This window comes from Streptomyces sp. NPDC002088 (assembly GCF_040296605.1).
Classification (GTDB): domain Bacteria; phylum Actinomycetota; class Actinomycetes; order Streptomycetales; family Streptomycetaceae; genus Streptomyces.
In genome coordinates, this window is the sequence record NZ_JBEOXO010000001.1 from 223,604 (window position 1) to 245,719 (window position 22,116).

General features: G+C 71.0%; 21 protein-coding genes and 1 tRNA gene. 19 read left to right on the forward strand and 3 right to left on the reverse strand.

Annotation, left to right across the window (positions count from 1 at the left end; translation table 11 throughout):
- Positions 1-151 precede the first annotated feature (151 nt).
- The 8 genes from ABT114_RS01000 to ABT114_RS01035 all read left to right on the forward strand — a co-directional run bounded on the left by ABT114_RS01000 (position 152) and on the right by ABT114_RS01035 (position 7,099).
- Positions 152-1,063, forward strand: coding sequence for a LysR family transcriptional regulator (locus ABT114_RS01000; protein WP_351137151.1), 912 nt, complete (start codon positions 152-154; stop codon positions 1,061-1,063).
- Positions 1,064-1,186: 123 nt separating this feature from the next.
- Positions 1,187-2,110, forward strand: a complete 924-nt coding sequence (locus ABT114_RS01005) for a VOC family protein (RefSeq protein WP_351137153.1) — start codon at positions 1,187-1,189, stop codon at positions 2,108-2,110.
- A 69-nt stretch (positions 2,111-2,179) separates the two neighbouring features.
- Positions 2,180-3,628, forward strand: coding sequence for an NAD-dependent succinate-semialdehyde dehydrogenase (locus ABT114_RS01010; protein WP_351137156.1), 1,449 nt, complete (start codon positions 2,180-2,182; stop codon positions 3,626-3,628).
- Entirely contained in the window at positions 3,625-4,416 is a 792-nt protein-coding gene (locus ABT114_RS01015; RefSeq protein WP_351137158.1) for a fumarylacetoacetate hydrolase family protein, read from the forward strand. Before ABT114_RS01010 ends, ABT114_RS01015 begins: the two co-directional genes overlap by 4 nt.
- Positions 4,413-4,784, forward strand: a complete 372-nt coding sequence (locus ABT114_RS01020; RefSeq protein ID WP_351137160.1) for a VOC family protein — start codon at positions 4,413-4,415, stop codon at positions 4,782-4,784. Before ABT114_RS01015 ends, ABT114_RS01020 begins: the two co-directional genes overlap by 4 nt.
- A gap of 26 nt (positions 4,785-4,810) precedes the next feature.
- On the forward strand, positions 4,811-5,596 hold the full coding sequence (locus ABT114_RS01025) for an alpha/beta fold hydrolase (protein ID WP_351137162.1): 786 nt from the start codon (positions 4,811-4,813) through the stop codon (positions 5,594-5,596).
- Positions 5,593-6,066 (forward strand): GlcG/HbpS family heme-binding protein, encoded by a 474-nt coding sequence (locus tag ABT114_RS01030; protein WP_351137164.1) that lies wholly within the window; start codon positions 5,593-5,595, stop codon positions 6,064-6,066. Before ABT114_RS01025 ends, ABT114_RS01030 begins: the two co-directional genes overlap by 4 nt.
- 4 nt (positions 6,067-6,070) lie before the next feature.
- A complete protein-coding gene (locus tag ABT114_RS01035; protein WP_351137167.1) occupies positions 6,071-7,099 on the forward strand; it encodes a methionine synthase II (cobalamin-independent)-like protein in 1,029 nt (342 codons plus the stop codon).
- A gap of 67 nt (positions 7,100-7,166) precedes the next feature.
- Here ABT114_RS01035 and ABT114_RS01040 read toward each other — a convergent pair whose 3' ends face one another.
- Positions 7,167-7,454 carry a putative quinol monooxygenase gene (locus tag ABT114_RS01040; RefSeq protein ID WP_351137169.1) on the reverse strand — a complete coding sequence of 96 codons (288 nt, stop codon included), beginning with the start codon at positions 7,452-7,454 and terminating at the stop codon, positions 7,167-7,169.
- 246 nt (positions 7,455-7,700) lie between these two features.
- Between ABT114_RS01040 and ABT114_RS01045 the strand changes: the two genes are divergently transcribed.
- The 5 genes from ABT114_RS01045 to ABT114_RS01065 all read left to right on the forward strand — a co-directional run bounded on the left by ABT114_RS01045 (position 7,701) and on the right by ABT114_RS01065 (position 14,245).
- The gene (locus ABT114_RS01045; RefSeq protein WP_351138169.1) at positions 7,701-9,140 is read left to right on the forward strand and encodes an aldehyde dehydrogenase family protein; all 1,440 of its coding nucleotides are present in this window, start codon (positions 7,701-7,703) and stop codon (positions 9,138-9,140) included.
- 38 nt (positions 9,141-9,178) lie between these two features.
- Positions 9,179-10,405 (forward strand): L-2-hydroxyglutarate dehydrogenase, encoded by a 1,227-nt coding sequence (lhgD, locus tag ABT114_RS01050; protein ID WP_351137171.1) that lies wholly within the window; start codon positions 9,179-9,181, stop codon positions 10,403-10,405.
- Positions 10,406-10,567: 162 nt separating this feature from the next.
- Positions 10,568-11,428, forward strand: coding sequence for an amidohydrolase family protein (locus tag ABT114_RS01055; protein ID WP_351137173.1), 861 nt, complete (start codon positions 10,568-10,570; stop codon positions 11,426-11,428).
- A gap of 13 nt (positions 11,429-11,441) precedes the next feature.
- A complete protein-coding gene (locus ABT114_RS01060) occupies positions 11,442-13,151 on the forward strand; it encodes a thiamine pyrophosphate-dependent enzyme (RefSeq protein ID WP_351137175.1) in 1,710 nt (569 codons plus the stop codon).
- Positions 13,152-13,171: 20 nt separating this feature from the next.
- Complete coding sequence (locus ABT114_RS01065) at positions 13,172-14,245, forward strand: Ldh family oxidoreductase (RefSeq protein ID WP_351137177.1); 1,074 nt, start codon at positions 13,172-13,174, stop codon at positions 14,243-14,245.
- Between the two features lie 100 nt (positions 14,246-14,345).
- Here ABT114_RS01065 and ABT114_RS01070 read toward each other — a convergent pair whose 3' ends face one another.
- A complete protein-coding gene (locus ABT114_RS01070; protein ID WP_351137179.1) occupies positions 14,346-15,278 on the reverse strand; it encodes an alpha/beta hydrolase fold domain-containing protein in 933 nt (310 codons plus the stop codon).
- Between the two features lie 469 nt (positions 15,279-15,747).
- Here ABT114_RS01070 and ABT114_RS01075 point away from each other — a divergent pair.
- Positions 15,748-15,821, forward strand: a tRNA-Pro gene (locus ABT114_RS01075).
- Between the two features lie 313 nt (positions 15,822-16,134).
- Here the strand turns inward: ABT114_RS01075 and ABT114_RS01080 are convergent.
- Positions 16,135-17,049 (reverse strand): LysR family transcriptional regulator, encoded by a 915-nt coding sequence (locus tag ABT114_RS01080; protein WP_351137181.1) that lies wholly within the window; start codon positions 17,047-17,049, stop codon positions 16,135-16,137.
- 85 nt (positions 17,050-17,134) lie between these two features.
- On the opposite strand from ABT114_RS01080, the gene ABT114_RS01085 reads away from it, so the two are divergent.
- The 5 genes from ABT114_RS01085 to ABT114_RS01105 all read left to right on the forward strand — a co-directional run bounded on the left by ABT114_RS01085 (position 17,135) and on the right by ABT114_RS01105 (position 22,102).
- Entirely contained in the window at positions 17,135-17,224 is a 90-nt protein-coding gene (locus ABT114_RS01085; protein WP_351137183.1) for a putative leader peptide, read from the forward strand.
- Positions 17,225-17,366: 142 nt separating this feature from the next.
- Entirely contained in the window at positions 17,367-18,866 is a 1,500-nt protein-coding gene (locus ABT114_RS01090; RefSeq protein ID WP_351137185.1) for an APC family permease, read from the forward strand.
- Between the two features lie 42 nt (positions 18,867-18,908).
- On the forward strand, positions 18,909-19,463 hold the full coding sequence (gene ssuE / locus ABT114_RS01095; protein WP_351137187.1) for an NADPH-dependent FMN reductase: 555 nt from the start codon (positions 18,909-18,911) through the stop codon (positions 19,461-19,463).
- 42 nt (positions 19,464-19,505) lie between these two features.
- Positions 19,506-20,897: an LLM class flavin-dependent oxidoreductase gene (locus tag ABT114_RS01100; RefSeq protein ID WP_351137190.1), complete on the forward strand. Its 1,392-nt coding sequence runs from the start codon at positions 19,506-19,508 to the stop codon at positions 20,895-20,897.
- Entirely contained in the window at positions 20,894-22,102 is a 1,209-nt protein-coding gene (locus ABT114_RS01105) for an SfnB family sulfur acquisition oxidoreductase (RefSeq protein WP_351137192.1), read from the forward strand. Before ABT114_RS01100 ends, ABT114_RS01105 begins: the two co-directional genes overlap by 4 nt.
- The last annotated feature ends 14 nt before the right edge of the window (positions 22,103-22,116 follow it).

The following is a 22,116-nucleotide window of genomic DNA, read 5'->3' on the forward strand; positions in this document are numbered from 1 at the left end:
CGGCGCCTGTCTCTCCGTGTCTGAGCCGCACATCCGCCGTGTCGCTGAATGTCCTGGTAGAGCCGCTATTGGGACATTCCGGCGAGGTTCGGCGGCCCCCATGCTCCCTATCCCGGCGCGGGCCGGGCGGGGAGCAGCTCTCGGAGGAAACATGGATCGCTTGCTCCTCATGCACAGCTTCGTCACCGTCGCACAGGTCGGCAGCTTCAGCGGAGCCGCCAAGAAGCTGGGCTCGTCGGGCTCGCTGGTGTCACGGCACGTCGCCGAACTGGAGCGCCAGGTGGGTGTCCGCCTGGTCAACCGCACGGCCCGCTCGGTGAGCCTCACCCAGCCGGGACAGCGCTACGCGGAGTTCGCCGCCCGCATCCTGGAGGAGATCGATGCCGAGGACGCCGGCATCGCCCAACTCCACGACCGGGCCGAAGGGACGCTCAGCATCATCTGTCCCAAATGGATAGGCAGCCTGGACCTCGGCGACGCCATCGCCGCCTTTTCCGCCGCCCATCCGAAAATTCAGGTCCGCTTCGAACTGGGCGGTATGTCGGACCGTACCTACGATTTCCTGGACGGCGGATTCGATGTCGCCTTCCACACCCGTGACCTGAGGGACTCCAGCGTCCGCCTCAAGAAGATCTCCTCGCTGCCCTTCGTGCTGTGCGCCTCGGAGGACTACATCAAGCGGCACGGCTCCCTCGCCCATCCGAACGACGTCGCCGCACACGACTGTCTCGTCCACGTCAACGACCCGGTGTGGCGCATCGGCCACGGGCACGCGAGCACCCTGCACAAGATCCGCAACATCGCCTTCTCGTCGAACTCCTACATCGCCCTGCAGAAGGCGGCCGTACACGGCCGGGGCATCGCCCTGCTGCCCCAGCGCCCGGTCTACGACGACGTCGTCTCCGGCGCCCTCCAGGTCCTGCTGCCGGAACTGGCGGTACCCGACCGCCCGCTGTACGCGATCTACGGCCCGGGCCAGGACACCCCGCGCAAGATCAGCGTGTTCCTGGACTACCTCGCCGAGTGGTTCGCCCAGAATCCGATCCCCGCCATCCGGGCGTAAGCGCTGGGCGAAGGCGCGGGACGGCGGCGCAAGAAACGATTGCGCACTCCGTAGAGCTCGGGCCATTGAGCCCCTCGCGCCCCTAAATCTACGCTCGCCAAGCGACCCGGAAACGAGGAACCCATGGGAATCCAGAGAATCGAATCGGTTACCTACAGCATCGGCGACCTCGACGAATGTGTCCGGTTCTTCGACGACTTCGGTCTGTTCCTGGTGGAACGGACCGAAGAACACGCGGTGTTCGAGACGCTCACCGGGCAGACCCTCCACTTCGACACCGACCCCGGCCCGCTGCTGCCGCCGCCGGTGGAGAACGGCCCCACCCTCCGTGAGGTGATCTGGGGCGTCGACACCCAGGCGGAGCTGGAGCGACTGGTGGCCGCGGTGGCGAAGGACCGCCCGGTCCGCGAGAGCGCCGACGGCGTCCACCACACCGTGGACGAGACCGGCTTCGGCGTCGGCCTCACCCTCGCCCGGCCCAGGCCGGCGACGGTCGAGCCCCGCCCCGCCAACGCGCTGGGCAGCGTCAACCGCTGGAACTCGGAGCTGGAGGCGATCACCCGGGTGCGCCCGCTGCGCATGTGCCACGTGGCGCTCAACATCCCCAAGCCGGGCAAGGACGAGGCCGTCGCCTTCTACACCGAGCGACTGGGCTTCCGCCCGACCGACGTGGTCGAGCCCATGGGCGTGTTCATGCAGGCCCCCGGCGACGACGACCAGCACACCATGCTGCTGTGCCACCGCCCCGACAAGGCCGGCGTCAACCACATCGCCTACGAGGTCCCCGGCTTCGACGATGTGATCGAGGGCGGCAACTACATGGTCGACCACGGGTGGCGGGAGGCCCGCCGGCTCGGCCGCCACACCGTCGGCTCCAACGTCTTCCGCTTCATCCACGCCCCCTGCGGCGGCCGGGTGGAGTACGCCGCCGACATGGACCGCGTCGACGACACCTACGAGACCCGGGTGCACGAGACCACCCCGCCCCACCACATCTGGGCGCTGCGCACCAACCGCGACCAGCAGGACGCCACCCCCGCGTCCTGACCCTCCCCCAGCCTTCGGCCGGGGGACCCCCATCTCGCTTCGCTCCCAAGCCTGAGAGGGCACCCACCCATGACCACCGACCACGGCTACCCCGCCGTCCGCATGTACATCGCGGGCGAGTGGTGCCAGGGCGGCACCGGACGTACCGCCCCGATCGTCAACCCGGCCACCGAGGAGGTGATCGGAGAAGTACCGCTGGCGACCTCCGCCGACCTGGACCGCGCGCTCGACGCCGCGACGGCAGGCTTCAGGACCTGGCGCCAGACGCCCATCGAGCGGCGCACCGCCGTCCTGTACGCCGCCGCCGACCTGATCAGCGAGCGCGCCGCCGAGATCGGCCGGATCATGTCCCAGGAGCAGGGCAAGCCGCTCGCCGAGGGCACCAACGAGGCCCGCCGCACGGCGAACACCCTGCGCTGGCACGCGGACGACGCCCGCCGCGCCTACGGCCGGATCATCCCCTCCGCCCCCGGCACAGTGCTCACCGTGCGGCGCGAGCCCATCGGCCCCACCGCCGCCTTCGTCCCGTGGAACTTCCCCGTGGGCGGACCGAACCGCAAGATCTCCTCCGCGCTCGCCGCCGGTTGCTCCATCGTCATCAAGGCCTCGGAGGAGACCCCGGCCACGGCGATGGAGCTGGTTCGCTGCTACGCCGACGCAGGACTGCCGGCCGGGGTCCTCAACCTCGTCTTCGGCGACCCGGCCGAGGTCTCCGACCACCTGATCTCCTCCCCGGTCACCCGGCTGATCGCCTTCACCGGCTCCGTGCCCGTCGGCAAGCTGCTCGCCGCCAAGGCGGGAGAGGTGATGAAGCCCTCCCTGATGGAGCTCGGCGGCCACGCCCCGGTGATCGTCTGCGCGGACGCCGACCCCGTGAAGGCGGCCCGGAAGGCAGCCCAGGCCAAGTGGGCCAACGCCGGCCAGGTGTGCACCTCACCGAGCCGCTTCCTCGTCCACGAGTCGATCGTCGAGGAGTTCACCGCCGAGTTCGTCAAGGCCGCCGAGGCGGTCGTCGTCGGTGAGGGCCTGGCGGAGGGCACCACCATGGGCCCGCTCGCCAACGAACGCCGGCTGAAGGCCATGGAGCGCCTGACCGCCGACGCCGTCGCCCGCGGCGCCAAGGTCCTCACCGGCGGTGAGCGCCTGGACCGCCCCGGCTACTTCTTCGCGCCGACCGTCCTCACCGACGTCCCCGCGGACGCCGAGCTGATGTCCGAGGAACCGTTCGGGCCGCTCGCGCCGATCGTCCCGTTCAGCGATCTCGACGAGGCACTTGCGACCGCGAACGCGCTGCCGTATGGACTGGCCGCCTACGGCTTCACCGACTCCGCCGCGACCGCCGAGAAGCTGTCGCAGGAGCTGGAGGCCGGCATTCTCTCCCTCAACCACTGCGGCGGCTCCGTCCACGAGGCCCCCTCCGGCGGCGTCAAGGACAGCGGCTACGGACGGGAGGGCGGCCCCGAGGCCCTCGACGCCTACCTCGTCACCAAGCGCGTCTCCCACCTGCTGGCACCATGAGGTACGCGCGTCTCGCGGTCGGCGGCCGCGCAGTCTGGGGCCGTGTGGGGGAGCAGGACATCGAGCTGCTGTCCTCCTCCCCGCTGGAGGAGGCCGACTTCGACGTCATCGGCAGCGTCCCGCGCGCGGGCGCGCACTGGCTGCCGCCCGTCGTGCCGCCCGTGTTCTACGCGGTCGGCATGAACTACCCACGACACATCGAGCACGCCGCCGAACTCGGCAACGCCGCCGCCGTCATGCCCGACCGGCCCGAGGTCGGCTACCGCGCCAACAACGCGCTCACCGGCCATCTCTCGCCGATCGTGAAACCGGCGGAGGTGGAGGGCCGTTTCGAGGCCGAGCCGGAACTCGTCGCCGTCATCGGCCGTACGCTGCGGCACGCCACGTACGAGGAAGCACGCAAGTCCGTCTTCGGCTGGACCATCGGCAACGACATCAGCGCCCGCACCTGGCAGCACCAGGACCGCACGTTCTGGCGCAGCAAGAACAGCGACACCTTCAAGCCGATGGGCCCCTGGATCGAGACCGACGTCGACGCCCTCGCGCAGACGACGACCCTGAGGGTGAACGGCGAGGTGCGCGCCGCGTTCCCGACCGGCGACATGGTCTTCGACCCCTTCGACTACCTCGTCGAGATCACCAAGCACAACACCGTGCAGCCCGGGGACGTGCTCTGGATGGGCGCCGAGTCCACCTGCCAGCTCGTGCCCGGGGACACCGTGGAGGTCGAGATCAGCGGCATCGGCGTGCTGTCCAACCCCGTACACCTCGAAGGGAACCAAAGATGAGCAAGGCACCCCGTTACATCCACCACGTCAACTTCCCCACCACCGATCCCGACCGGACCGCCGCGTGGTACACCAAGGTCTTCGGGATGAAGAGGATCACGCCCAAGTCCAACACCCGTGTGGTGCTGATGACCCGGGGCAACTTCGACCTGCACTTCACTCCGGTCGAGGAGATGGAGCGTATGGCTCCCTATCACTTCGCCGTCGAGGTCGACGACTGGGACGAGTTCCTGGAACACCTCAAGGAGCTGGGCATCCGGCACACCCGCCCCATCGAGCGTCCCGAGAACCAGTCGAAGTTCTGCTACATCCACGACCCCGACCACACCATGATCGAACTGGTCTACCACGCCAAGCGCCCCAACTGATCGCCATCTGCTAGGAGTTCCTCCTCATGCCCCTCGCCGACTCCGACGGCACCTCCATCTACTACGAGCGCCACGGCAGCGGTCCGGCGATCCTGTTCGTGCACGGCAGCGGCGGCCACCACGCCGCCTGGTGGCAGCAGGTCGCCGCGCTGCGCGACGAGTTCACGGTCGTCACCGTGGACCTGCGCGGCTTCGGCAAGTCCGACTCGTCGATGCCCGAGTTCGACGGCCAGGACTTCCCCGGTGACGTGGTCGCCGTCCTCGACGCCGAGGACCTGACCGACGTCATGCTGGTCGGCCAGTCCATCGGCTCCGTCGCCGCCCTGCGCGCCGGCCTGCTGCGCCCCGACCGCGTCGGCTCGGTCGTCCTCGGCCACTCCCTGGGCGGCATCAGCCACCCCGAGCTGAAGGAACTGGCCGCCGCCGACCGCGCCGAGGCCGTCAAGCTGCCGGTCATCGACCGCCTGCTCACCAAGCCGTTCCAGCAGGAGCGCGCCGACCTCACCTTCCTGTTCCAGCAGATGGGCACCTTCAACGTCGCCAAGATGCAGGACCTGCGCAACCTCGACACCGACGGACCGTCCCTGGAGGACATCCAGAACTCCGGTGTGAAGGTCGCGTTCCTGGCCGGCGAGAAGGACGCGGTGCTCAGCGTGAAGACCGTCACCCGCGCCCACGAACTGCTGTCCGGCTCGCACCTGGAGATCGTCCCCGGCGCCCCGCACTCCATGTACTGGGAGACGCCGGAGCCGTACAACGCGGCGATCGCCCACCTGCGCCGCACCCTGACCGCCCAGAAGGAAACAGCATGAGCAACGTGACCCTCGACGCGGCCGAGGAGATCATCGCCGCCGCCCACAAGCGCGCCCAGGCCCTCGGCAAGGCGGTGAGCGTGGCCGTGGTCGACGCCGGCGGCTTCGTCGTCGCGATCCGCCGGGCCGACGGGGCCCGCCCGCTGACCCCGGACATCGCCCGCGCCAAGGCCTACACCGCGGCCGTGATGCAGCGCCCCGGCAAGATGCTGAAGAAGTGGCAGGAGAGCCAGCCCGTCTTCTTCTCGCAGCTGTCCCAGCTGCCCGGCGCGGCCCTGCCGATCATGGCCGCCGAGGGCAGCGTCACCATCAAGAAGGACGGCGAGATCATCGGCGGCCTGGGCATCGCCGGCGGCACCGCGGACGAGGACCAGCAGCTCGCCGACGACGTCCTCGAATCCCTCGGCTACGAGCTGGAGTTCGCCGCCTGGGGCGTCGCGGGCAAGCCGGCCGAGCCCGGAAAGGACTGACCCCATGGCGGATACGTTCAACTACCGCATCGACCACCACGGCAGCCTGGTCCGTCCCGCCGAGCTCACCGCCGCCCGTGCGGCCGGTGACGCCGACGCCCTGCGGACTGCCGAACTCCAGGCGGTCCAGGACGCGGTGGTCTTCCAGCGCAAGCTGCGCTCCACCGTCGTCACCGACGGCGACTTCCCGCGTGAGGACTTCCGTAGCGCCGTCCTCGACGGGGTCTCCGGCTTCCGCCGTACCGGGGAGGAGGGCCCCGACGGCCTGGTGCGCTGGGTCGCGGAGTCGCTGCCGAAGGCCAACGGGCCGCTGCTCGCGGACTGGGCCACCCGGCTCACCGAGCTGACGGTGATCGCGCCGAAGGCGTCGCTGCCGTCCCCGGCATACCTGGCCGCCACCACGTTCCAGCCGGGCCTCGGTGTGGCGTCCGCCCGTGAACTCGGCGAGGCCCTCGCGGAGATCATCCAGGCGGAGATCGAGCTGCTGGTCTCCAAGGGCGTACGCCTGATCCAGCTCAACAACCCGCTTCTGCTGGGGCAGTTGGCCGCCGACCCGGCCGGCCCCGGCGCGCTGTCCTTCGAGGACGCGCTGGCCGTCGAGGCGTTGGCGGTACGGCTGGACGAGCGCCCGGAGGGCGTACGGATCGCCCTCGCGCCCGGCTGGGCGGCGCCCGCCGCGGTGGATCGGGCCCGGGCCGAGCGGCTGTACGGCGAGGTCCCGGCGGACCGCTGGGTGCTGCCGTTCGACCAGGGCACCGAGGCCGAGCTCGACCTGGTCAAGGCGCTGCCGGAGGACCGGGACGTGTGCCTGGGCGTGGTGGACGCCACCGTGCCCGACCTCGAGGACATCGACACGGTGATGGCCCGTATCGACGCCGTCGGGGAGTTCAAGGACCTCGAGGACGCGGCCGTGTCCCCGTCCCGCGGCTTCGCGGACGTGGCGAGCCGGCCGCTGCTCAGTGCCGAGGACCAGCGCCGGAAGATCGTCCTGGTGGAGACCCTCGCGCGGTACGTCTGGGGCAACGAGTTCTGATCCAGGGCCAACGGGGGCCCAAGGGGGGCCGGGAAGCGGACAGCCGCTTCCCGGCGGGCCCCTGTTCTCAGAGCACTTCGGCAAACGTGACCGTACGGTCCGTCAGCAGCGGCCACACCGTCTGCACGATCAGCTCCTTGAAGTGCTCGGCCGCCTTGTGCGCCTCGAAGCCGGCGACGTCGACGTACCGCTCGTACAGCAGGAAGCCGCCGGGCTGGTCCGCCACGGCGTGCACCTCGTACAGCAGGTTCGCCGGTTCGGCGCGGGTCGCCTCCTGTGCCTTGAGCAGCGCGGCTCGCACCGTGGCGTCGTCGGCGGGCTCGCAGCGGTAGTGGGCGACGACTGCGTAGGCCATATCTGTATCTCCTCAGCGGTTCTCGGCTCTCCGGCGGCATCGCACTGGCCGTCCGGCCCGCCGATTCCAGCACGGATCGATCCGCTGCCGACCCGCGCGCGGCGCAACCAATGCCTGCCGTCGCGGTGCTGGTGGACCCGCCCCGACATGGTGTGTTGTCGAATCCGGCCCGCATGGCCGCCCAGCCCCGACCCGACCGCACCGCCCGCACTGCGGCCGACGAAGGAAGTGATCTTGTTGCGTACTGTGGAAGCGCTCTCCGGCGGAGAGTGGGTGACGACCGGCGAGTGGATCGACGTCCACGACCCCGCGGACGTCCGCACCCCCATCGCCCGTATCCCGGCCCTCTCCGTCAAGGACGTCACCCGGGCCTACGACCACGCCGAGCGCGGCTTCGCCGTCTGGAAGCGCACCAGCCCCTTCGAGCGGGCCCGCATCCTCACCGAGGCGGCCCGGCTGATCCGCGAGCGGCTCGAGGAGATCGCCGCCGACGTCACCGCCGAGAACGGCAAGACCCTGGCCGAGGCCCGCGGCGAGACCGGCAAGGCCGCCGACTTCCTCGACTACTACGCGGGCCTGGCCCGCCAGGGCTACGGCACCCTGCTGCACGACGCCCGCCCCGACACCCGCACCCACACCCAGCGCGAGCCCATCGGCGTGATCCTGGTGATCAGCCCGTGGAACGACCCGCTGATCACCCCGGCCCGCAAGCTCGCCCCGCTGCTCGCGGCCGGCAACGCGGCGGTGTTCAAGCCGGCCACCGAGACACCGTTGTCAGGCCTGCACTTCGCCCGCGCCCTGCACGACGCGGGACTGCCGGCGGGCGTGCTCAACGTCGTGACGGGCCGCACCGCCGAGCTCGAGGAGGCCCTCCTCGACGACCCGCGCATCGTCGGCATCACCTTCACCGGCTCCAACGCGGTGGGCAACCGCATCCGCCGCCGCCTCGCCGACCGCAACGTCCGCTTCCAGGGCGAGCTCGGCGGCAAGAACGCCTCCGCCGTCCTGAAGGACGCCGACCTGCCGGCCGCCGCGAAGGCCGTCGTCGCCGCCTCCTTCGGCCAGGCCGGCCAGCGGTGCACCGCCACCAGCCGGGTGATCGTCGAGCAGCCGGTGTACGAGGAGTTCGCCCGGCTCCTGGTCACCGAGGTCGAGGCGCTGACGATCGGCCGGGGCACCGACCCGGCCACCACCCTGTGCCCGCTGTCCAGCCCCAAGCAGCGCGACAGCGTCCTCGCCGACCTGAACAAGGCGATCGAGCAGGGCGCCACCGTTCTCACCGGCGGCGGAGCCGACACCGAGGGCGACCGCGAGCACGGTTGCTATGTGCGGCCGACCGTGCTCGGCGATGTCACCCCCGAGATGGCGATCTGGCGCGACGAGGTGTTCGGCCCGGTCCTCGCGGTCCGCGCGGTCGACGACTTCGCGCAGGCCGTCGAAGCGGTCAACGACTCCGTCTACGGCCTGGCCGCCGCCGTCTTCACCCGCGACCTGGGCTCCGCCTACCGCTTCGCGGACGAGGCCGAGTGCGGCCAGGTCGCGGTCAACCACCCCACCCCCGGCTGGGACGTGCACCTGCCTTTCGGCGGGTTCCACGACTCCGGCACGGGCTACAAGGAGCAGGGCGAAGAGGTCCTGCGCTTCTCCACGCGCGTCAAGACGGTCGCCATCCACTTCGGCGCCTGAGCGCGTCACCCGAGCAGTTGTGAGAGAGGAGGACGCCGATGGCAGACGAGACGATCGGCGTCGTCGGCGCCGGCATCGTCGGCCTGGCCACGGCGCGTGAGATCGCCCTGCGCCGCCCCGGTACCCGCGTCGTGGTGTTCGAGAAGGAGCGGGAGGTCTCGCTCCACCAGACCGGACACAACTCGGGCGTGGTGCACGCCGGCATCTACTACACGCCGGGCAGCCTCAAGGCCGACCTGACCGTGCGTGGTGTGTCCCTGCTGCGCGAGTACTGCCAGGACCGCGCGCTGCCGTACCAGGAGATCGGCAAACTGGTGGTGGCGGTCCGCGAGGACGAACTCGGCCGCATGGAGAACCTCTACGAGCGGGCGAAGAACAACCACGTGCCCGAGCTGAGGAAGATCTCCAAGGAGGAGATCAAGGAGCTGGAACCCCACGCCGGGGGCGTCGCGGCCCTGCACTCCCCGCGCACCGCGATCACCGACTACCCGGCGATCGCCCGGGCGTTCGCCCAGGACATCACCGACTCCGGCGGCGAGGTGAAACTCGGCTTCCCGGTCACCGGCATCACCAACGTGCCGGGCGGCATCGAGGTGTCCTCCGGGCAACTGGGGGTCCCCCCGGCCGAAGGCTGGGGGAGCGTCCGCGTCGACCGGCTGATCCTCTGCGCGGGCCTCCAGTCCGACGCGGTCGCCAAGCTGGCCCAGGACAAGCAGGAACCGAAGATCATCCCGTTCCGGGGCGAGTACATGCTGCTCAGGCAGGACCGGACGCATCTGGTGCGGGGGCTCATCTACCCGGTGCCCGACCCGCGCTACCCCTTCCTCGGCGTGCACTTCACGCCTCGCGTCGACGGCACGGTGGAGGTCGGGCCCAACGCCGTCCTGGCTCTGGCCAGGGAGGGCTACCGGCGCAGCCGGATCTCGCCCGGGGACCTGCTCGGCCTCGCCGCCTACCCCGGCGCCTGGAGGATGGCGGCCCAGCACTGGCGTACCGGCATCAAGGAGTACCGCGGCTCGTTCTCCGCGGCGGTCTTCATGAAGGACGCCAAGCTGTACGTCCCCGGTGTGGGCGTCCAGGACGTGGTGCGCGGCGGCGCGGGCGTACGCGCCCAGGCCCTGGACCGGGACGGCACCCTCGTGGACGACTTCCGCATCCATCAGGTCGGCCGTATCACCGCCGTGCGCAACGCGCCCTCGCCGGCCGCCACGGCCTCCATGGCGATCGCCGAGCACATCGTCGGCGCCGTCTTCGGCGACGCCTGACGTGACCAGGCACCTCCGCATTCAACGAATGCCCTGCGTACAGCGCGATTTCACGCAACAACAGCTTGCGCTCCCAGGGGCTCCGCAAGGCCTCACGACCCGCCTAGCGTTCCCTCAGCAACGCCTCACCGCCTGCACTACCAAGAGAAAGAAGTAACCGACATGTTCGTTGTCGACACCCAGATCCACATCTGGAAGGAAGAGACCCCGGACCGCCCCTGGGTCCCCGGCGCCCGTGAGCGGATCCGCCTGAACGGCCACCGCGAGGACCCCTTCTCCTACGAGGAGGCCCTCGAGCTGATGGACGAGGCCGGCGTCAACCGTGCGCTGATCCTGCCGCCGTCCTGGGAGGGCGACCGCATCGACTACGCCCTCGAGGCCTGCGAGGCGCACCCGGACCGGTTCGGCATCATGGCCCGCATTCCGCAGAACAAGCCCGAAGAGGGCAAGGCCATGCTGAAGGACTTCGCGCAGAACCCGCATGTGAAGGGCACGCGCCTCACCTTCCACCGGCCGCAGGACCGCAACTGGATGATCGACGGCACCAACGACTGGTACTGGCCGATCGCCGCGGAGCTCGGCATCCCCACCATGGTCCACGCCCCGATCTGGAAGCGTGAGCTCGGCGAGATCGCCGCCAAGCACCCCGAGCTGAAGATCATCATCGACCACATGGGCATCATGGCCCGCTGTGTCGACGACGCGATCGGCTACTGGGTGTCGGAGACCGCCGACCTGGCCAAGCACCCCAACATCTACGTGAAGGTCTCGGCGCTGCCCGGCTACTCCACGCAGCCCTTCCCGAACAACAACATCCAGAAGTACGTGCGCGAGATGGTCGACAAGATGGGGCCGCAGCGCTGCTTCTACGGCACCGACATCACCCGCCTGCTCGGCCACGGCATCACCTACACCGACACGATCGAGCAGTTCACCAAGCACTGGGACTTCACGCCCGAGGAGCTTGAATGGATGATGGGCCGCGGCATCTCCGAGGTCCTGAACTGGCCGATCGAGGGCTGAGGACACACCAGAGATGACGGACAGCAAGAACACGCCAGGCGCCGACGGCGGTGACGCCGTCGTCTCCGCCTTCAACGCCGTCGGCGCCGACTACGTCTTCTGCTCATCGGGGTCCGAATGGGCCCCGGTGTGGGAGTCCCTGGCCCGGCGCCACCGCGACGGTGAACCGGCGCCGGAGTACCTCGACCTGACCCACGAGACCGTGGCTGTCGGCATGGCCACCGGCTACGGACTCGTCAAGCGCCGCCCGCAGGGCGTGCTGCTGCACGCGGCCCCCGGCCTGCTCCAGGGCTCGATGGCCGTGCACGGCGCGCTGCTGGCCGGCGTGCCGATGGTGGTCACCTCCTCGGAGTCCACCACGTACGGCGACGCTCCCGGCCACGACCCGGGCGGCCAGTGGTACCGCAACCTGTCGATCGTGGGCGGCCCGCACGGCATCGCCCAGCCGTTCACCAAGTGGTCCAACGAGGCCGCCAGCGTTCACACGCTGCCGACCATGATCACGCGGGCGGCGGAACTGGCCTGGCGCGCCCCGGCGGGGCCGGCCTACCTCAACATCCCGCTGGAGATCCTCCTGGAGGAGTGGGACGGCCGCGAGGCCAAGCCCATCGTCGAGCCGGGCTCCACGCACAGCTCGCCCGAAGAGGTCGACCCGGTCGCCCAGATGATCCGTGAGGCGAGCAACCCGGTGATCGTCACGGAGACGGCCGGCCGCGAGGCAGGCGGTTTCGAGGCCCTGGTGGCCTTCGCCGAGGCATGGAACATCCCGGTCGTCGAGCCCGACTCGGCGGTGTGCGGCAACTTCCCGCGCACCCACCCGCTGCACGCGGGCAGCGACATCGGGCCCTGGATGGACACGGCGGACCTGATCCTCCTGGTCAACTGCCGCGCCCCGTTCTACCCGCCGTCGCGGCGCCCCTCCAAGGCGCAGATCGTCGTCATCGACGAGGTGCCGCAGCGCCCGCACGTCGTCTACCAGGTGCTGTTCGCCGACCGATACCTGGAAGGCAACGTCGCCAACACCCTGCGCCAGCTGGCCAAGAGGGCGAAGGATCTCGACGTGGCCGCCGTCACCGCGCGGCGCGCGGAGCAGGAGCGCCGGCACGCGGACGAGCAGGCCGCGATCGCCGCTGCCGAGGCCAAGGCCGAGGAGGCCAAGGGCATCGACCCGGTGCGCGTCGCCGCCGAGCTGCGCAGGCTGCTCGACGGGCAGGACGCGGTCGTCGTCGACGAGACGATCACGCACAGCCGGGTCGTCAAGCGCCACCTGCAGACCGAGGACCCCGACTCGTACTTCTACGTGCAGGGCGGACTCGGCCAGGGCATCGCGGTCGCGCTCGGCGTCAAGCTCGCCGTCAAGGAGCGCCCGGTGGTGCTCACCATCGGCGACGGCGCGTTCACCTACAACCCGGTGATCCAGTCGTACGACGCGGCCAACGCGTACGACCTGCCGCTGCTGATCGTGGTCTTCAACAACCGCGTCTACAAGTCGATGAACCTCAACCACCGCCGCTTCTACCCCGAGGGCGCGGCCGCCGAGACCGGCGAATGGCTGGGCACCGATCTGCAACGGCTGCCCCGGCTCGCGCAGTTCGCCGAGCCGTTCGGGATGCACACCGAGACCGTCGACGCGCCCGAGGCGCTGGCGCCCGCCCTGGAGCGCGCGCTCAAGGCAGTGGCGGAAGGAACCACCGCCGTCGTCGACGTCCTCGTCACCCGCTGAACCAGGAGGCACCCGCCACCATGTCCGACACCCCCACCCCCAAGCCGGGGAAGGTGCTCGTCCCCGCCGACGACCTGCGCACCTTCTCCGCGGCCCTCCTCGAGAAGGGCGGCCTCAGCCCCGAACACGCCCGCACCACCGCCGACGTGTTCGTCTGGGCGGCGCTGCGCGGCGTCGAATCCCACGGCATCGCCCGTGTCCCCGCCTACCTCGACCTGCTCGCCAAGGGCGTGGCCAACGCCGATGCGCAGATCAAGGTCGAGGCCTCCACCCCGGCCGCCGTCGTCCTGGACGCCGACCGCGCCCCCGGCCCCGTGGCCCTCACCGCGGCCGCCGAGGAGGCCGTCAACAGGGCCAGGACCAACGGTGTCGCCGCCGTCGGCGTGCGGGGGACCGTGCACACCGGGGCGATCGGCTACTACGTGTCAAAGATCGCCGAGCAGGGCCTGGTCGGTATCGGCTTCGTCGCCGGCATGCCCAACATGGGCTACACCGGCGTCAAGGGCGCCGCCGTGGCCACCAGCCCGCTCGCCGTCGCCGTACCCGCCGAGGACCACGCCCCGCTGCTCCTCGACATGGCCACCGCGACCATCGCGCTGGGCAAGATCCGCCAGGCCAAGGCGAGCGGCACCCCGCTGCCCGAGGGCGCCGCGGCCACCGCGGACGGCACCCCCACCACCGACCCGGAGCAGGCGGTCATGCCGCTGCCGCTGGGCGGCGCGAAGGGCTCGGGCATGTCCCTCGCGTTCGAGCTGCTCACCAGCGTGCTGGTCGGCGCGCCGATCTTCGCCGCCTTCCACTCGGACGACCCGGCCGGCCGCAAGCACCGCCAGAACGCGCTGCTCATCGCGCTCGACCCGGCGGCCTTCGGCGGCACGGACGCCTTCACCGCGGCCGTCGACAGCACCCTGGGTACCCTCAAGGGCCTGCCGGTGGCGGACGACGCGGACGGCGTGTACTACCCCGGCGAGCGCAGCGCCGAAGTGGCCGTCGGCCGCACCGAGAAGGGCATTCCGGTGGCGCCGAAGGTCTGGCGCGATCTGACGGAGCGCGCCGAGCAGCTGGGCGTCGCGCTGCCGGGCGCTGCTGGATAGGGGACAGCGGCCTTCGGTGAGCCGGATGGCCGGCACGTCCTGTGCGGAGGACGTGCCGGCCATCCGTGTGTTCAGGCGGAGCCCGACGCCGCCGCGCCGGTCACTCGCCGGTCACTCGCCGGACATGGCGGGCGATCAGGTCGTAGGTCTCGCGGGCCCGCTGCTCGTCGTTGGTGTCGTAGCCGTGGTCGGCTCCGGAGACGTCGTGGTGCTCGACCAGGGCATCGGCCGCGCGCAGCCGCTCGGCGTAGCGCACCGCCTCGGTCCTGAGCAGGTCGTACTCCGCCGTGATCACCACGGCCGGGGCGATGCCCTTGAGGTCGGCGGTGTCCGACGGATGGGCGGGCGACACCAACCGGTCGGCGCGCTCGCGCGGATCCGGCACGTACGACGTGTCGAAGACCTCCGCCATCCAGGGCCGCAGCATGGGCCTGGCGATGGCGGCCCGCTTGTCCTTGGCGCTGGTGGCCAGGTCCAGCGGGGGATAGTGGAGCACCTGGAGCGCGATCGAAGGACCGCCCTCCTCCAGGGCCTGGCGCGCGACCGCGGCCGCGAGACCGCCGCCCGCGCTCTGCCCGCCGACGGTGAGCCGGCCGCCGTCCCAGCCGTGCTCCGCGCCGTGCTCGGCGACCCAGCGGACCACCTCGAAGGCCTGGCGGGGCGGGGCCGGGAACGGGTGCTGCGGCGCGACGACGTACCGCACGTTGACCACGACAACCCCCGCCTCGGCGGCGACGAGCCGGCAGAGGGAGTCGTCGATCTCCGGCATCGACAGGACGTAGCCACCGCCGTGGAAGTTGACGTGGACGGGCGGGTTCGCCACCCCGGCGGCAGGCGCGTACACCGTGACCGGCGCGGGGGCGACCGACGTCGGCACGGTCAACTCCCTTACCGCGCGCGGATATTCAGGGAAACGGGCCTGCCACGAGGCCGTGGAACCGGGGCCGCCCGAGCGTCGGCCCGCCAGCCGGGTGAGGCTCTGCATCGACTTGGCGGCGAGAGAGGCCACCGCCGGCCTGGCCAGGATGGACATGCGGCTCCGTTCGTCGGGGCGACTCGCCCATCATCAGGTTTCCTGATGATGGGTGTGGGCTGACGCTAGCACGGGGGACCGCGCTCCGGTCAGTCCCTGCGGGCCACTGGACGGCGGGCGTCGGACACGCCCCGCCGGCGCGTCGGACCCGCCCAGCCGGTGGGTCGGACCCGCCCAGCCGGTGCGACAGCGGCCGTATCGCGAGCCGGGCCAGGAGCGTGCCAAGGACGGGCTCCTCAACGGACGGCCAAAATCCTCGGGCTCCAGCCCGAGGAGCATGTCAAACCCACGCCTTCGCCCTGCTGGCCCTGCTCTGCCTCGCCGCGGCCCCGGCCGCCCTCCTGGTCCCGGTCCGGCGCACCGCGGGCTCGCTCGGACCCGCCCGCGCGGCCGGCACCCCGGCGGGAGCACCCGTGTGCGTACGGTAAGGTTGACCTGCGCGATCACGGTTAACCCGTGGGAGACGCAGCGGGACGTGGCGCAGCTTGGTAGCGCACTTGACTGGGGGTCAAGGGGTCGCAGGTTCAAATCCTGTCGTCCCGACAGAGATGTCGGATCGCATCGCAGGTCAGGGACCATCTTCGGATGGTCCCTTTCTCGTGTTCGGGGGCGGGTGGGAGCGGGAGTGCTCCCACTGGTCAGGGTCGGAGATTTCGTGAATCTCGGCCCCAGGCGGGCGAGCTGGGGCAGCAGGTTGTCGTGGCGGCCGCACGAGCCTTTGGGCCGGCCTCAGAGAGAGGTTCTGCGCACCCTTCCGCTGTCCGCCTCCTCCGGGGCCCGCGGTCAGCAACGGGAACAGTGCGAGCTCCTGGAACATCAGGGCGGAGCCGGCCGTCCGTGTCGATCGAGCCGGCGGTCAGCGCTGGTACTGCTGTGCCCGCTCCAGCAGGGTGTCGTGCAGATCCCGTGCCGCCTGAGGGTAAGAGCCGGAACGGCGGCGCTGGACGACCATGAACACCTCGGCGCCGGTGCCCGTCTCCCCGTCGGCGAGCGGGCGCCAGGTGATCGCGCCGCTGCGCTCCAGCGGATCGCCGATGACGCTGAAGTCGGGCAGTACGGTGGCACCCAGCCCTTCCGCGACCATCAGCTTGCCCATCTCGGCGCCGTCGGTGGAGTAAGAGAAGACCGGGGTGCGTCCGCGCAGCAATCGGTGCACGTAGCGATGCATCACAAAGCCGGCCCGCATCACGACGAGGGGCTCGGACAGCAGGGCGTCGATGGTAACGGTGGAGTGGGCTGCCAGTGGACTGTCCGGGCGCAGGCAGACCACCGGGCGGCCGCGCAGCAGCCGGGTGGACTCCAGGTCGGGCGGGAGGTCGTCGCCGGTGAGGTAGTTCACAAGACCGAGGTCGAGTCCGCCCTCGGACAGCATCCGGTGGATCTCGGACTGCTGGGCGGTGACCACCTCGACCTGGGTCTGCGGGTGTGCTTCGCGGAAGTCGCGGACCGTGGGGACGAGGAGGGGGACGGTCGCGGCGTGCACGGTGCCGAGCCTGACCATGCGGCTGACCTGATGCTGGTGGTCGGCGGCCTGCCGCAGCCGGTCCACCGCATCCAGGACGGCGGCGACATGGGGCAGCAGCTCCCGGCCGGCGTCACTGGCCCGGGCCCCGGAGCGGCGGCGGTCCAGCAGTTCGACGCCGAGCTCGCGCTCCAGATTGCGCACCGTCTCGCTGAGCGCCGGCTGCGAGAGGTGCAGTTCCTCGGCGGCGCGGCGCAGGGATCCGAGTCGTGCGACGGCCTGGAGGTACTCGAGTTGTTCGATCCGCATGGAAGGGAAACCCTATCAACCCATCGCGGATCCGAGACGGCCCCCCGCTCGACCGGTCGCTACACAACCTGATTGAATCAAGGACATGATCAAGCGCAACGACCTCACGCGGCGACGCCACGTCGACCTCGTGCGTGTGTCCAGCGCCCTCTGTGCGTGTTGCGCCGCACGCTGACGCGGCCCACCTCCGCGCTTTCCCTCGCCTGCTGCTGACGTGCACTGACGCGTCCTGACGCTCCGTCAGCCCTGGCGTCCCTCGTCTTCCTCCCCGACCGGGAGGCATCTCTGCCTGCCCGGCCATCTTCCGGAGCGCCCCCATGTCATCGTCCGATGTCAACGTGCCGCCCTTGGCACCGACTTCGTCACCCCCCTCGGCACCGCCGTCCCTCGCGTCCAATGCCCTTTCCGCGCTCGAGGCGTTCGGGCAGTCCCTGGCCGCCACCGGGCCGAGCATCGCCATCGCGGGTACGGTGCCCGTGGTTTTCCTGGATGCCGGGACCGGCACGCTCTACTCGCTCCTCGCCGGCACGGTGATCGTGCTGTTGGTGGCCTACGTGGTCGCGCAGTTCGCGCGGCGGGCGGCCGGGGCCGGTTCGCTGTACGGATACGTCGCTCTCGGGCTCGGGCGGGTGCCGGCCTTCGCCGGCGGGTGGGGGCTGGTCGTCGGCTACACCGGTATCGCGGCTGCCTGCCTGGTCGGGGCGGCGATGTACCTGGGTGCCTTCCTGGATTCGGTGGGCGTGGCTGCCTCGGGGACGGGCGGGCAGTTGGCGCTGCTGGCGGCCGCCACCGTGGTGGCGGTCTGGTACCCGGTGCGCGGCGCGAAGCTGTCGAGCAGGATCGGGATCGTGCTGGAGGTGGTGTCGCTGGCGGCGATCGTCGCGGCGCTGGTGGCCACCGCGGCACACTTCGGGCTGCGCGTGGACACCGCTCAGTTCACTGCGCGCGGGGCCGACCCCAACGGGGTGATGCTCGGCACGGTACTGGCCGTGACCATCTTCGTCGGCTTCGAGTCCGCGGGCTCGCTCGGCTCGGAGGCCCGCGACCCGTACCGCAGCATTCCGCGGGCGATGCTGGGGACGGTGCTCGGTGCCGGGGTGCTGTACCTGCTCAGCACCTACATCCAGGTGATCGGGTTCACCGGGCAGCAGGGGCTGGCCTCCTCCGCGGCGCCGCTGAACGAGGTGGCCCGGTCGGCCGGCGTCGAGTGGCTCACCTACGTACTCAATCTGGGCATCGCGGTCTCCGCGGTGGCCTGCGGTGCGGCGAGCGTCAACGCGGCGGCGCGCGGGTTGTACAGCCTGAGCCGAGAAGGTGTGCTGCCGGCTGCGCTGAGCCGGGTGCACCCACGGTTCCGTACCCCGCACACGGCGATCGTGCTGCTCGGCACGGTGGCCGGAGTGGTGCCGCTGGCACTCATCGCGGCAGGCGCCGGCGAACTCGACGTCTACGCCTGGACCGCGACCTTCGGAACCTTCGGCTACCTTCTGGCCTACCTCCTGGTGGTGCTGGCCGTGGTTCCGTACCTGCGCCGCCGGGGCGAGTTGACGGCAGGCCCGGTGGTCGCGGGAGGGATTGCCGCGCTGGCCATCCTGTATGTGATCTACAAGAACCTGGTGCCGGTCCCCACCTGGCCGGTCAGCCTGCTCCCTTATCTCTTCGCGGCCGTGGTGCTGGCCGGTCTGGCCTGGTACGGCGCGCTGCACCGCCGGGACCCGGAGCGCGCGCGACGGATCGGCACGCTGGTCCGTCATGCGGACGCACCCGGTGCCGCGCCCGAGCCCGGCACCGAACCCGCGGCAGGACACACCGTCTGACCGACCGGCTGCCGCGCACCCTCTCATCCAAGGAGTTCTCCCATGCCCACCGTGCTCTCCGTCTCCGGAAGCCCCTCGCCGACCTCGCGCACCGGCCGCCTGCTGCGCCATCTCGACGCGCGGCTGACCGCGCAGGGGCACGAGGTGATTCCGCTCGACGTGCGTACGCTGCCTGCCGAGGCGCTGATCGGTGCGGATACGACGCACCCGGCGATCGTCGCCGCGGCAGAACTGTTCGAACGCGCCGACGGGGTGGTGATAGGGACACCCGTTTACAAGGCCGCCTACTCCGGACTGCTCAAGACGCTGCTCGACCTGCTGCCGCAGTACGCGCTGGCCGGCAAGGCCGTCCTGCCGCTGGCCACCGGCGGCAGCCCGGCCCACGTCCTGGCCGTGGACTACGCGCTGCGGCCGGTGCTCAGCGCTATGGGCGCCGACCATGTGCTGCCCGGCCGGTTCGTGGTGGACAAGCACATCACGGTCGCCGAGGACGGGGCGGTGTCCCTCCAGCCCGACACCGCCCGGGAACTGCACCAGGTGGTCGACGGGTTCTCCGCCGCCATCACAGCCCGCCGTCCGCTCGCCCTCGCCGGCTGACGCCGAGTCACCCGCAAAGCCCACGCCAGAAGGAACCAGCACATGAGCACTCGCCAGATCCACCTCAACGCCTTCGACATGACCTGCGTGGGCCATCAGTCCCCGGGCCTGTGGCGGCATCCCGACGACCAGTCGCACCGCTACAAGGACCTCGCCTACTGGACCGACCTCGCCCGCCTGCTGGAACGCGGCTGCTTCGACAGCCTGTTCATCGCGGACGTGCTCGGCGTCTACGACGTCTTCCAGGGCGGCCCCGAGCCGGCCATCGTCGACGCGGCGCAGATCCCCGTCAACGACCCGCTGCTCGCGGTCTCCGCGATGGCGGCCGTCACCGAGCACTTGGGCTTCGGGCTCACGGTCTCCTCCACGTACGAGCAGCCCTACGCTCTGGCGCGCAAGTTCAGCACCCTGGACCACCTCAGCAAGGGCCGCGTGGGCTGGAACATCGTCACCTCCTACCTGGAGAGCGCCGCCCGCAACCTCGGTCTGGGCACCCAGGTCGGCCACGACGACCGGTACGAGGTCGCCGAGGAGTTCCTCGAGGTCTGCTACAAGCTGTGGGAGGGCAGCTGGGAGGACGGCGCGGTGCTGCGCGACCGGGAGCGCGGTGTCTTCACCGACCCCGCGCGCCTGCACCCGGTCGGCCACAAGGGCACCTACTTCGAGGTGCCCGGGATGTTCCTGTGTGAGCCGTCCGCGCAGCGCACCCCGGTGGTCTTCCAGGCCGGGGCCTCCCCGCGCGGCAGCGCCTTCGCCGCCGCGCACGCCGAGGCCGTCTTCATCACCGGCACCCGCCCGGAGGTGCTCGCGCCCAAGATCCGCCACATCCGCCAACTGGCCGAGGCGGCCGGCCGCGACCCGCGCAGCGTCAAGTTCTTCACGCTGCTCACCGTGGTCACCGCGCCCACCGACGAGGAGGCGCAGGCCAAGTACGAGGACTACCAGCGCTACGTCAGCCTGGACGGCGCGCTCACGCTGTTCGGCGGCTGGAGCGGACTCGATCTGTCCGGCTACGACCCGGACGAGCCGCTGAAGTACGTGAACACCGAGGCGATCCGCAGCGCCGTGGAGGCCTTCTCCACCGCCGACCCCGGCCGCGAGTGGACGCCGCGCGAGATCGCCCGCTGGGTGGGCATCGGCGGGATGGGCCCGGTCGTCGTCGGCAGCCCGGCCACGGTCGCCGACGAGATGGAGCGCTGGGTCGAGGAGGCCGACGTGGACGGCTTCAACCTGGCCTACGCCATCACCCCGGGCACCTTCGAGGACATCGTCGACCATCTGGTGCCCGAGCTCCAGCGCCGCGGACGGGTCCGTACCGCGTACGAGGGCACGACCCTGCGCGAGAACCTCTACGGCCCCGGCCAGGCCCGGGTCCGCGACGACCACCCCGCCGCCCGCCACCGCATCACCCCGGCCGAGGGGGCCACCGCATGACGACCACCACTCAGCCCGTACCGCAGCGCATCGCCGACGACGCCGAGGCCATCGCCGCCGCCCGCGCACTCGGGGCCCGCCTGGCCGAGGACGGCGCCGACGCCCGCCGCGACGCCGAGCGCCTGCTGCCCCGCGAGCAGGTCCGGCAGGTGTCCGAGGCGGGGCTGTTCACCCTCACCGTCCCGCGCGAGCACGGCGGGCCCCAGGTGTCGGCCCGTACCCTCGGCGAGGTCTTCACCGAGCTGTCCGCGGGGGACAGCAGCGTCGGCCAGATCCCGCAGAACCACTACTACTTCGTCGACCTGCTCCAGCACACGGGCACCGCCGAGCAGTTGGCCTTCTTCCACGCCGAGGTGCTGGCCGGCCGCCACTTCGGCAACGCCCTGTCCGAACGCGGCACGGCCACCGCCAAGGACTACTCGATCTCCTTCCGGCAGCAGCCCGACGGCAGCCGGGTGGTGGACGGAACGAAGTACTACGCCACCGGCTCGCCGTTCGCGCACTGGATCCCGATCTACGCCAACGACGAGCAGGGCCGTCTGCACGCCGCATGGATTCCCGCGGACCATCCGGGCGTGACGGTCGAGGACGACTGGAAGGGCATGGGCCAGCGCACCACCGGCAGCGGCACGGTGCGCTTCTCCTCCGTCACCGTCCCCGCCGAGCACGTCGTCGCGGTCGACCCGATGTACGAGAAGCCGGAGACCTTCGGCGCGTTCGGCAACTACCTGCACGCCGCCGTGGACGCCGGCATCGCGGTGGCCGCACTGCGTGACGGCGGGCGGCTGATCCGGGAGCTGGCCCGGCCGTGGTGGGAGGCCGGGGTCGAACGGGCCGCGGACGAGGGCGCGGTCATCGACCGCTTCGGTGAACTCGCTCTGCTGGTCCGGGCGGCACGCGCGCTGGTCCGCGAGGCAGGCGAGGCCGTGGACGCGGCGCGGGCCGACCTCACCGAGCGCAGCGCGGCCGAGGCCTCGGCCGCGGTCGCGGCCGCCCGCGCCCAGGCGGACTCCGCCGCGCTGACCGTGGCCTCGGACATCTTCGCGCTGGTCGGCACCCGCGCCGCCGACAACGCGCTGAACCTGCACCGCCATTGGCGCAACGCCCGTACCCACACCCTGCACGACCCGCGCCGTTGGAAGATCCGCCACCTGGGCGCCTGGGAGCTCGATGAGGTCCCGCCTCCCCGCAACGGCATCATCTGAGAAGGGACCCCCGA

Bases quoted from the DNA above. Each gene is read 5' to 3' on its own strand.
- ABT114_RS01080 (WP_351137181.1), bottom strand. From the start codon at position 17,049: ATGCGGATCGAACAACTCGAGTACCTCCAGGCCGTCGCACGACTCGGA.
- ABT114_RS01015 (WP_351137158.1), top strand. From the start codon at position 3,625: ATGAGGTACGCGCGTCTCGCGGTCGGCGGCCGCGCAGTCTGGGGCCGT.
- lhgD (WP_351137171.1), top strand. From the start codon at position 9,179: ATGGCAGACGAGACGATCGGCGTCGTCGGCGCCGGCATCGTCGGCCTG.
- ABT114_RS01000 (WP_351137151.1), top strand. From the start codon at position 152: ATGGATCGCTTGCTCCTCATGCACAGCTTCGTCACCGTCGCACAGGTC.
- ABT114_RS01100 (WP_351137190.1), top strand. From the start codon at position 19,506: ATGAGCACTCGCCAGATCCACCTCAACGCCTTCGACATGACCTGCGTG.
- ssuE (WP_351137187.1), top strand. From the start codon at position 18,909: ATGCCCACCGTGCTCTCCGTCTCCGGAAGCCCCTCGCCGACCTCGCGC.
- ABT114_RS01090 (WP_351137185.1), top strand. From the start codon at position 17,367: ATGTCATCGTCCGATGTCAACGTGCCGCCCTTGGCACCGACTTCGTCA.
- ABT114_RS01105 (WP_351137192.1), top strand. From the start codon at position 20,894: ATGACGACCACCACTCAGCCCGTACCGCAGCGCATCGCCGACGACGCC.
- ABT114_RS01005 (WP_351137153.1), top strand. From the start codon at position 1,187: ATGGGAATCCAGAGAATCGAATCGGTTACCTACAGCATCGGCGACCTC.
- ABT114_RS01040 (WP_351137169.1), bottom strand. From the start codon at position 7,454: ATGGCCTACGCAGTCGTCGCCCACTACCGCTGCGAGCCCGCCGACGAC.
- ABT114_RS01070 (WP_351137179.1), bottom strand. From the start codon at position 15,278: ATGTCCATCCTGGCCAGGCCGGCGGTGGCCTCTCTCGCCGCCAAGTCG.
- ABT114_RS01060 (WP_351137175.1), top strand. From the start codon at position 11,442: ATGACGGACAGCAAGAACACGCCAGGCGCCGACGGCGGTGACGCCGTC.
- ABT114_RS01010 (WP_351137156.1), top strand. From the start codon at position 2,180: ATGACCACCGACCACGGCTACCCCGCCGTCCGCATGTACATCGCGGGC.
- ABT114_RS01065 (WP_351137177.1), top strand. From the start codon at position 13,172: ATGTCCGACACCCCCACCCCCAAGCCGGGGAAGGTGCTCGTCCCCGCC.
- ABT114_RS01085 (WP_351137183.1), top strand. From the start codon at position 17,135: ATGATCAAGCGCAACGACCTCACGCGGCGACGCCACGTCGACCTCGTG.
- ABT114_RS01020 (WP_351137160.1), top strand. From the start codon at position 4,413: ATGAGCAAGGCACCCCGTTACATCCACCACGTCAACTTCCCCACCACC.
- ABT114_RS01030 (WP_351137164.1), top strand. From the start codon at position 5,593: ATGAGCAACGTGACCCTCGACGCGGCCGAGGAGATCATCGCCGCCGCC.
- ABT114_RS01035 (WP_351137167.1), top strand. From the start codon at position 6,071: ATGGCGGATACGTTCAACTACCGCATCGACCACCACGGCAGCCTGGTC.
- ABT114_RS01055 (WP_351137173.1), top strand. From the start codon at position 10,568: ATGTTCGTTGTCGACACCCAGATCCACATCTGGAAGGAAGAGACCCCG.
- ABT114_RS01025 (WP_351137162.1), top strand. From the start codon at position 4,811: ATGCCCCTCGCCGACTCCGACGGCACCTCCATCTACTACGAGCGCCAC.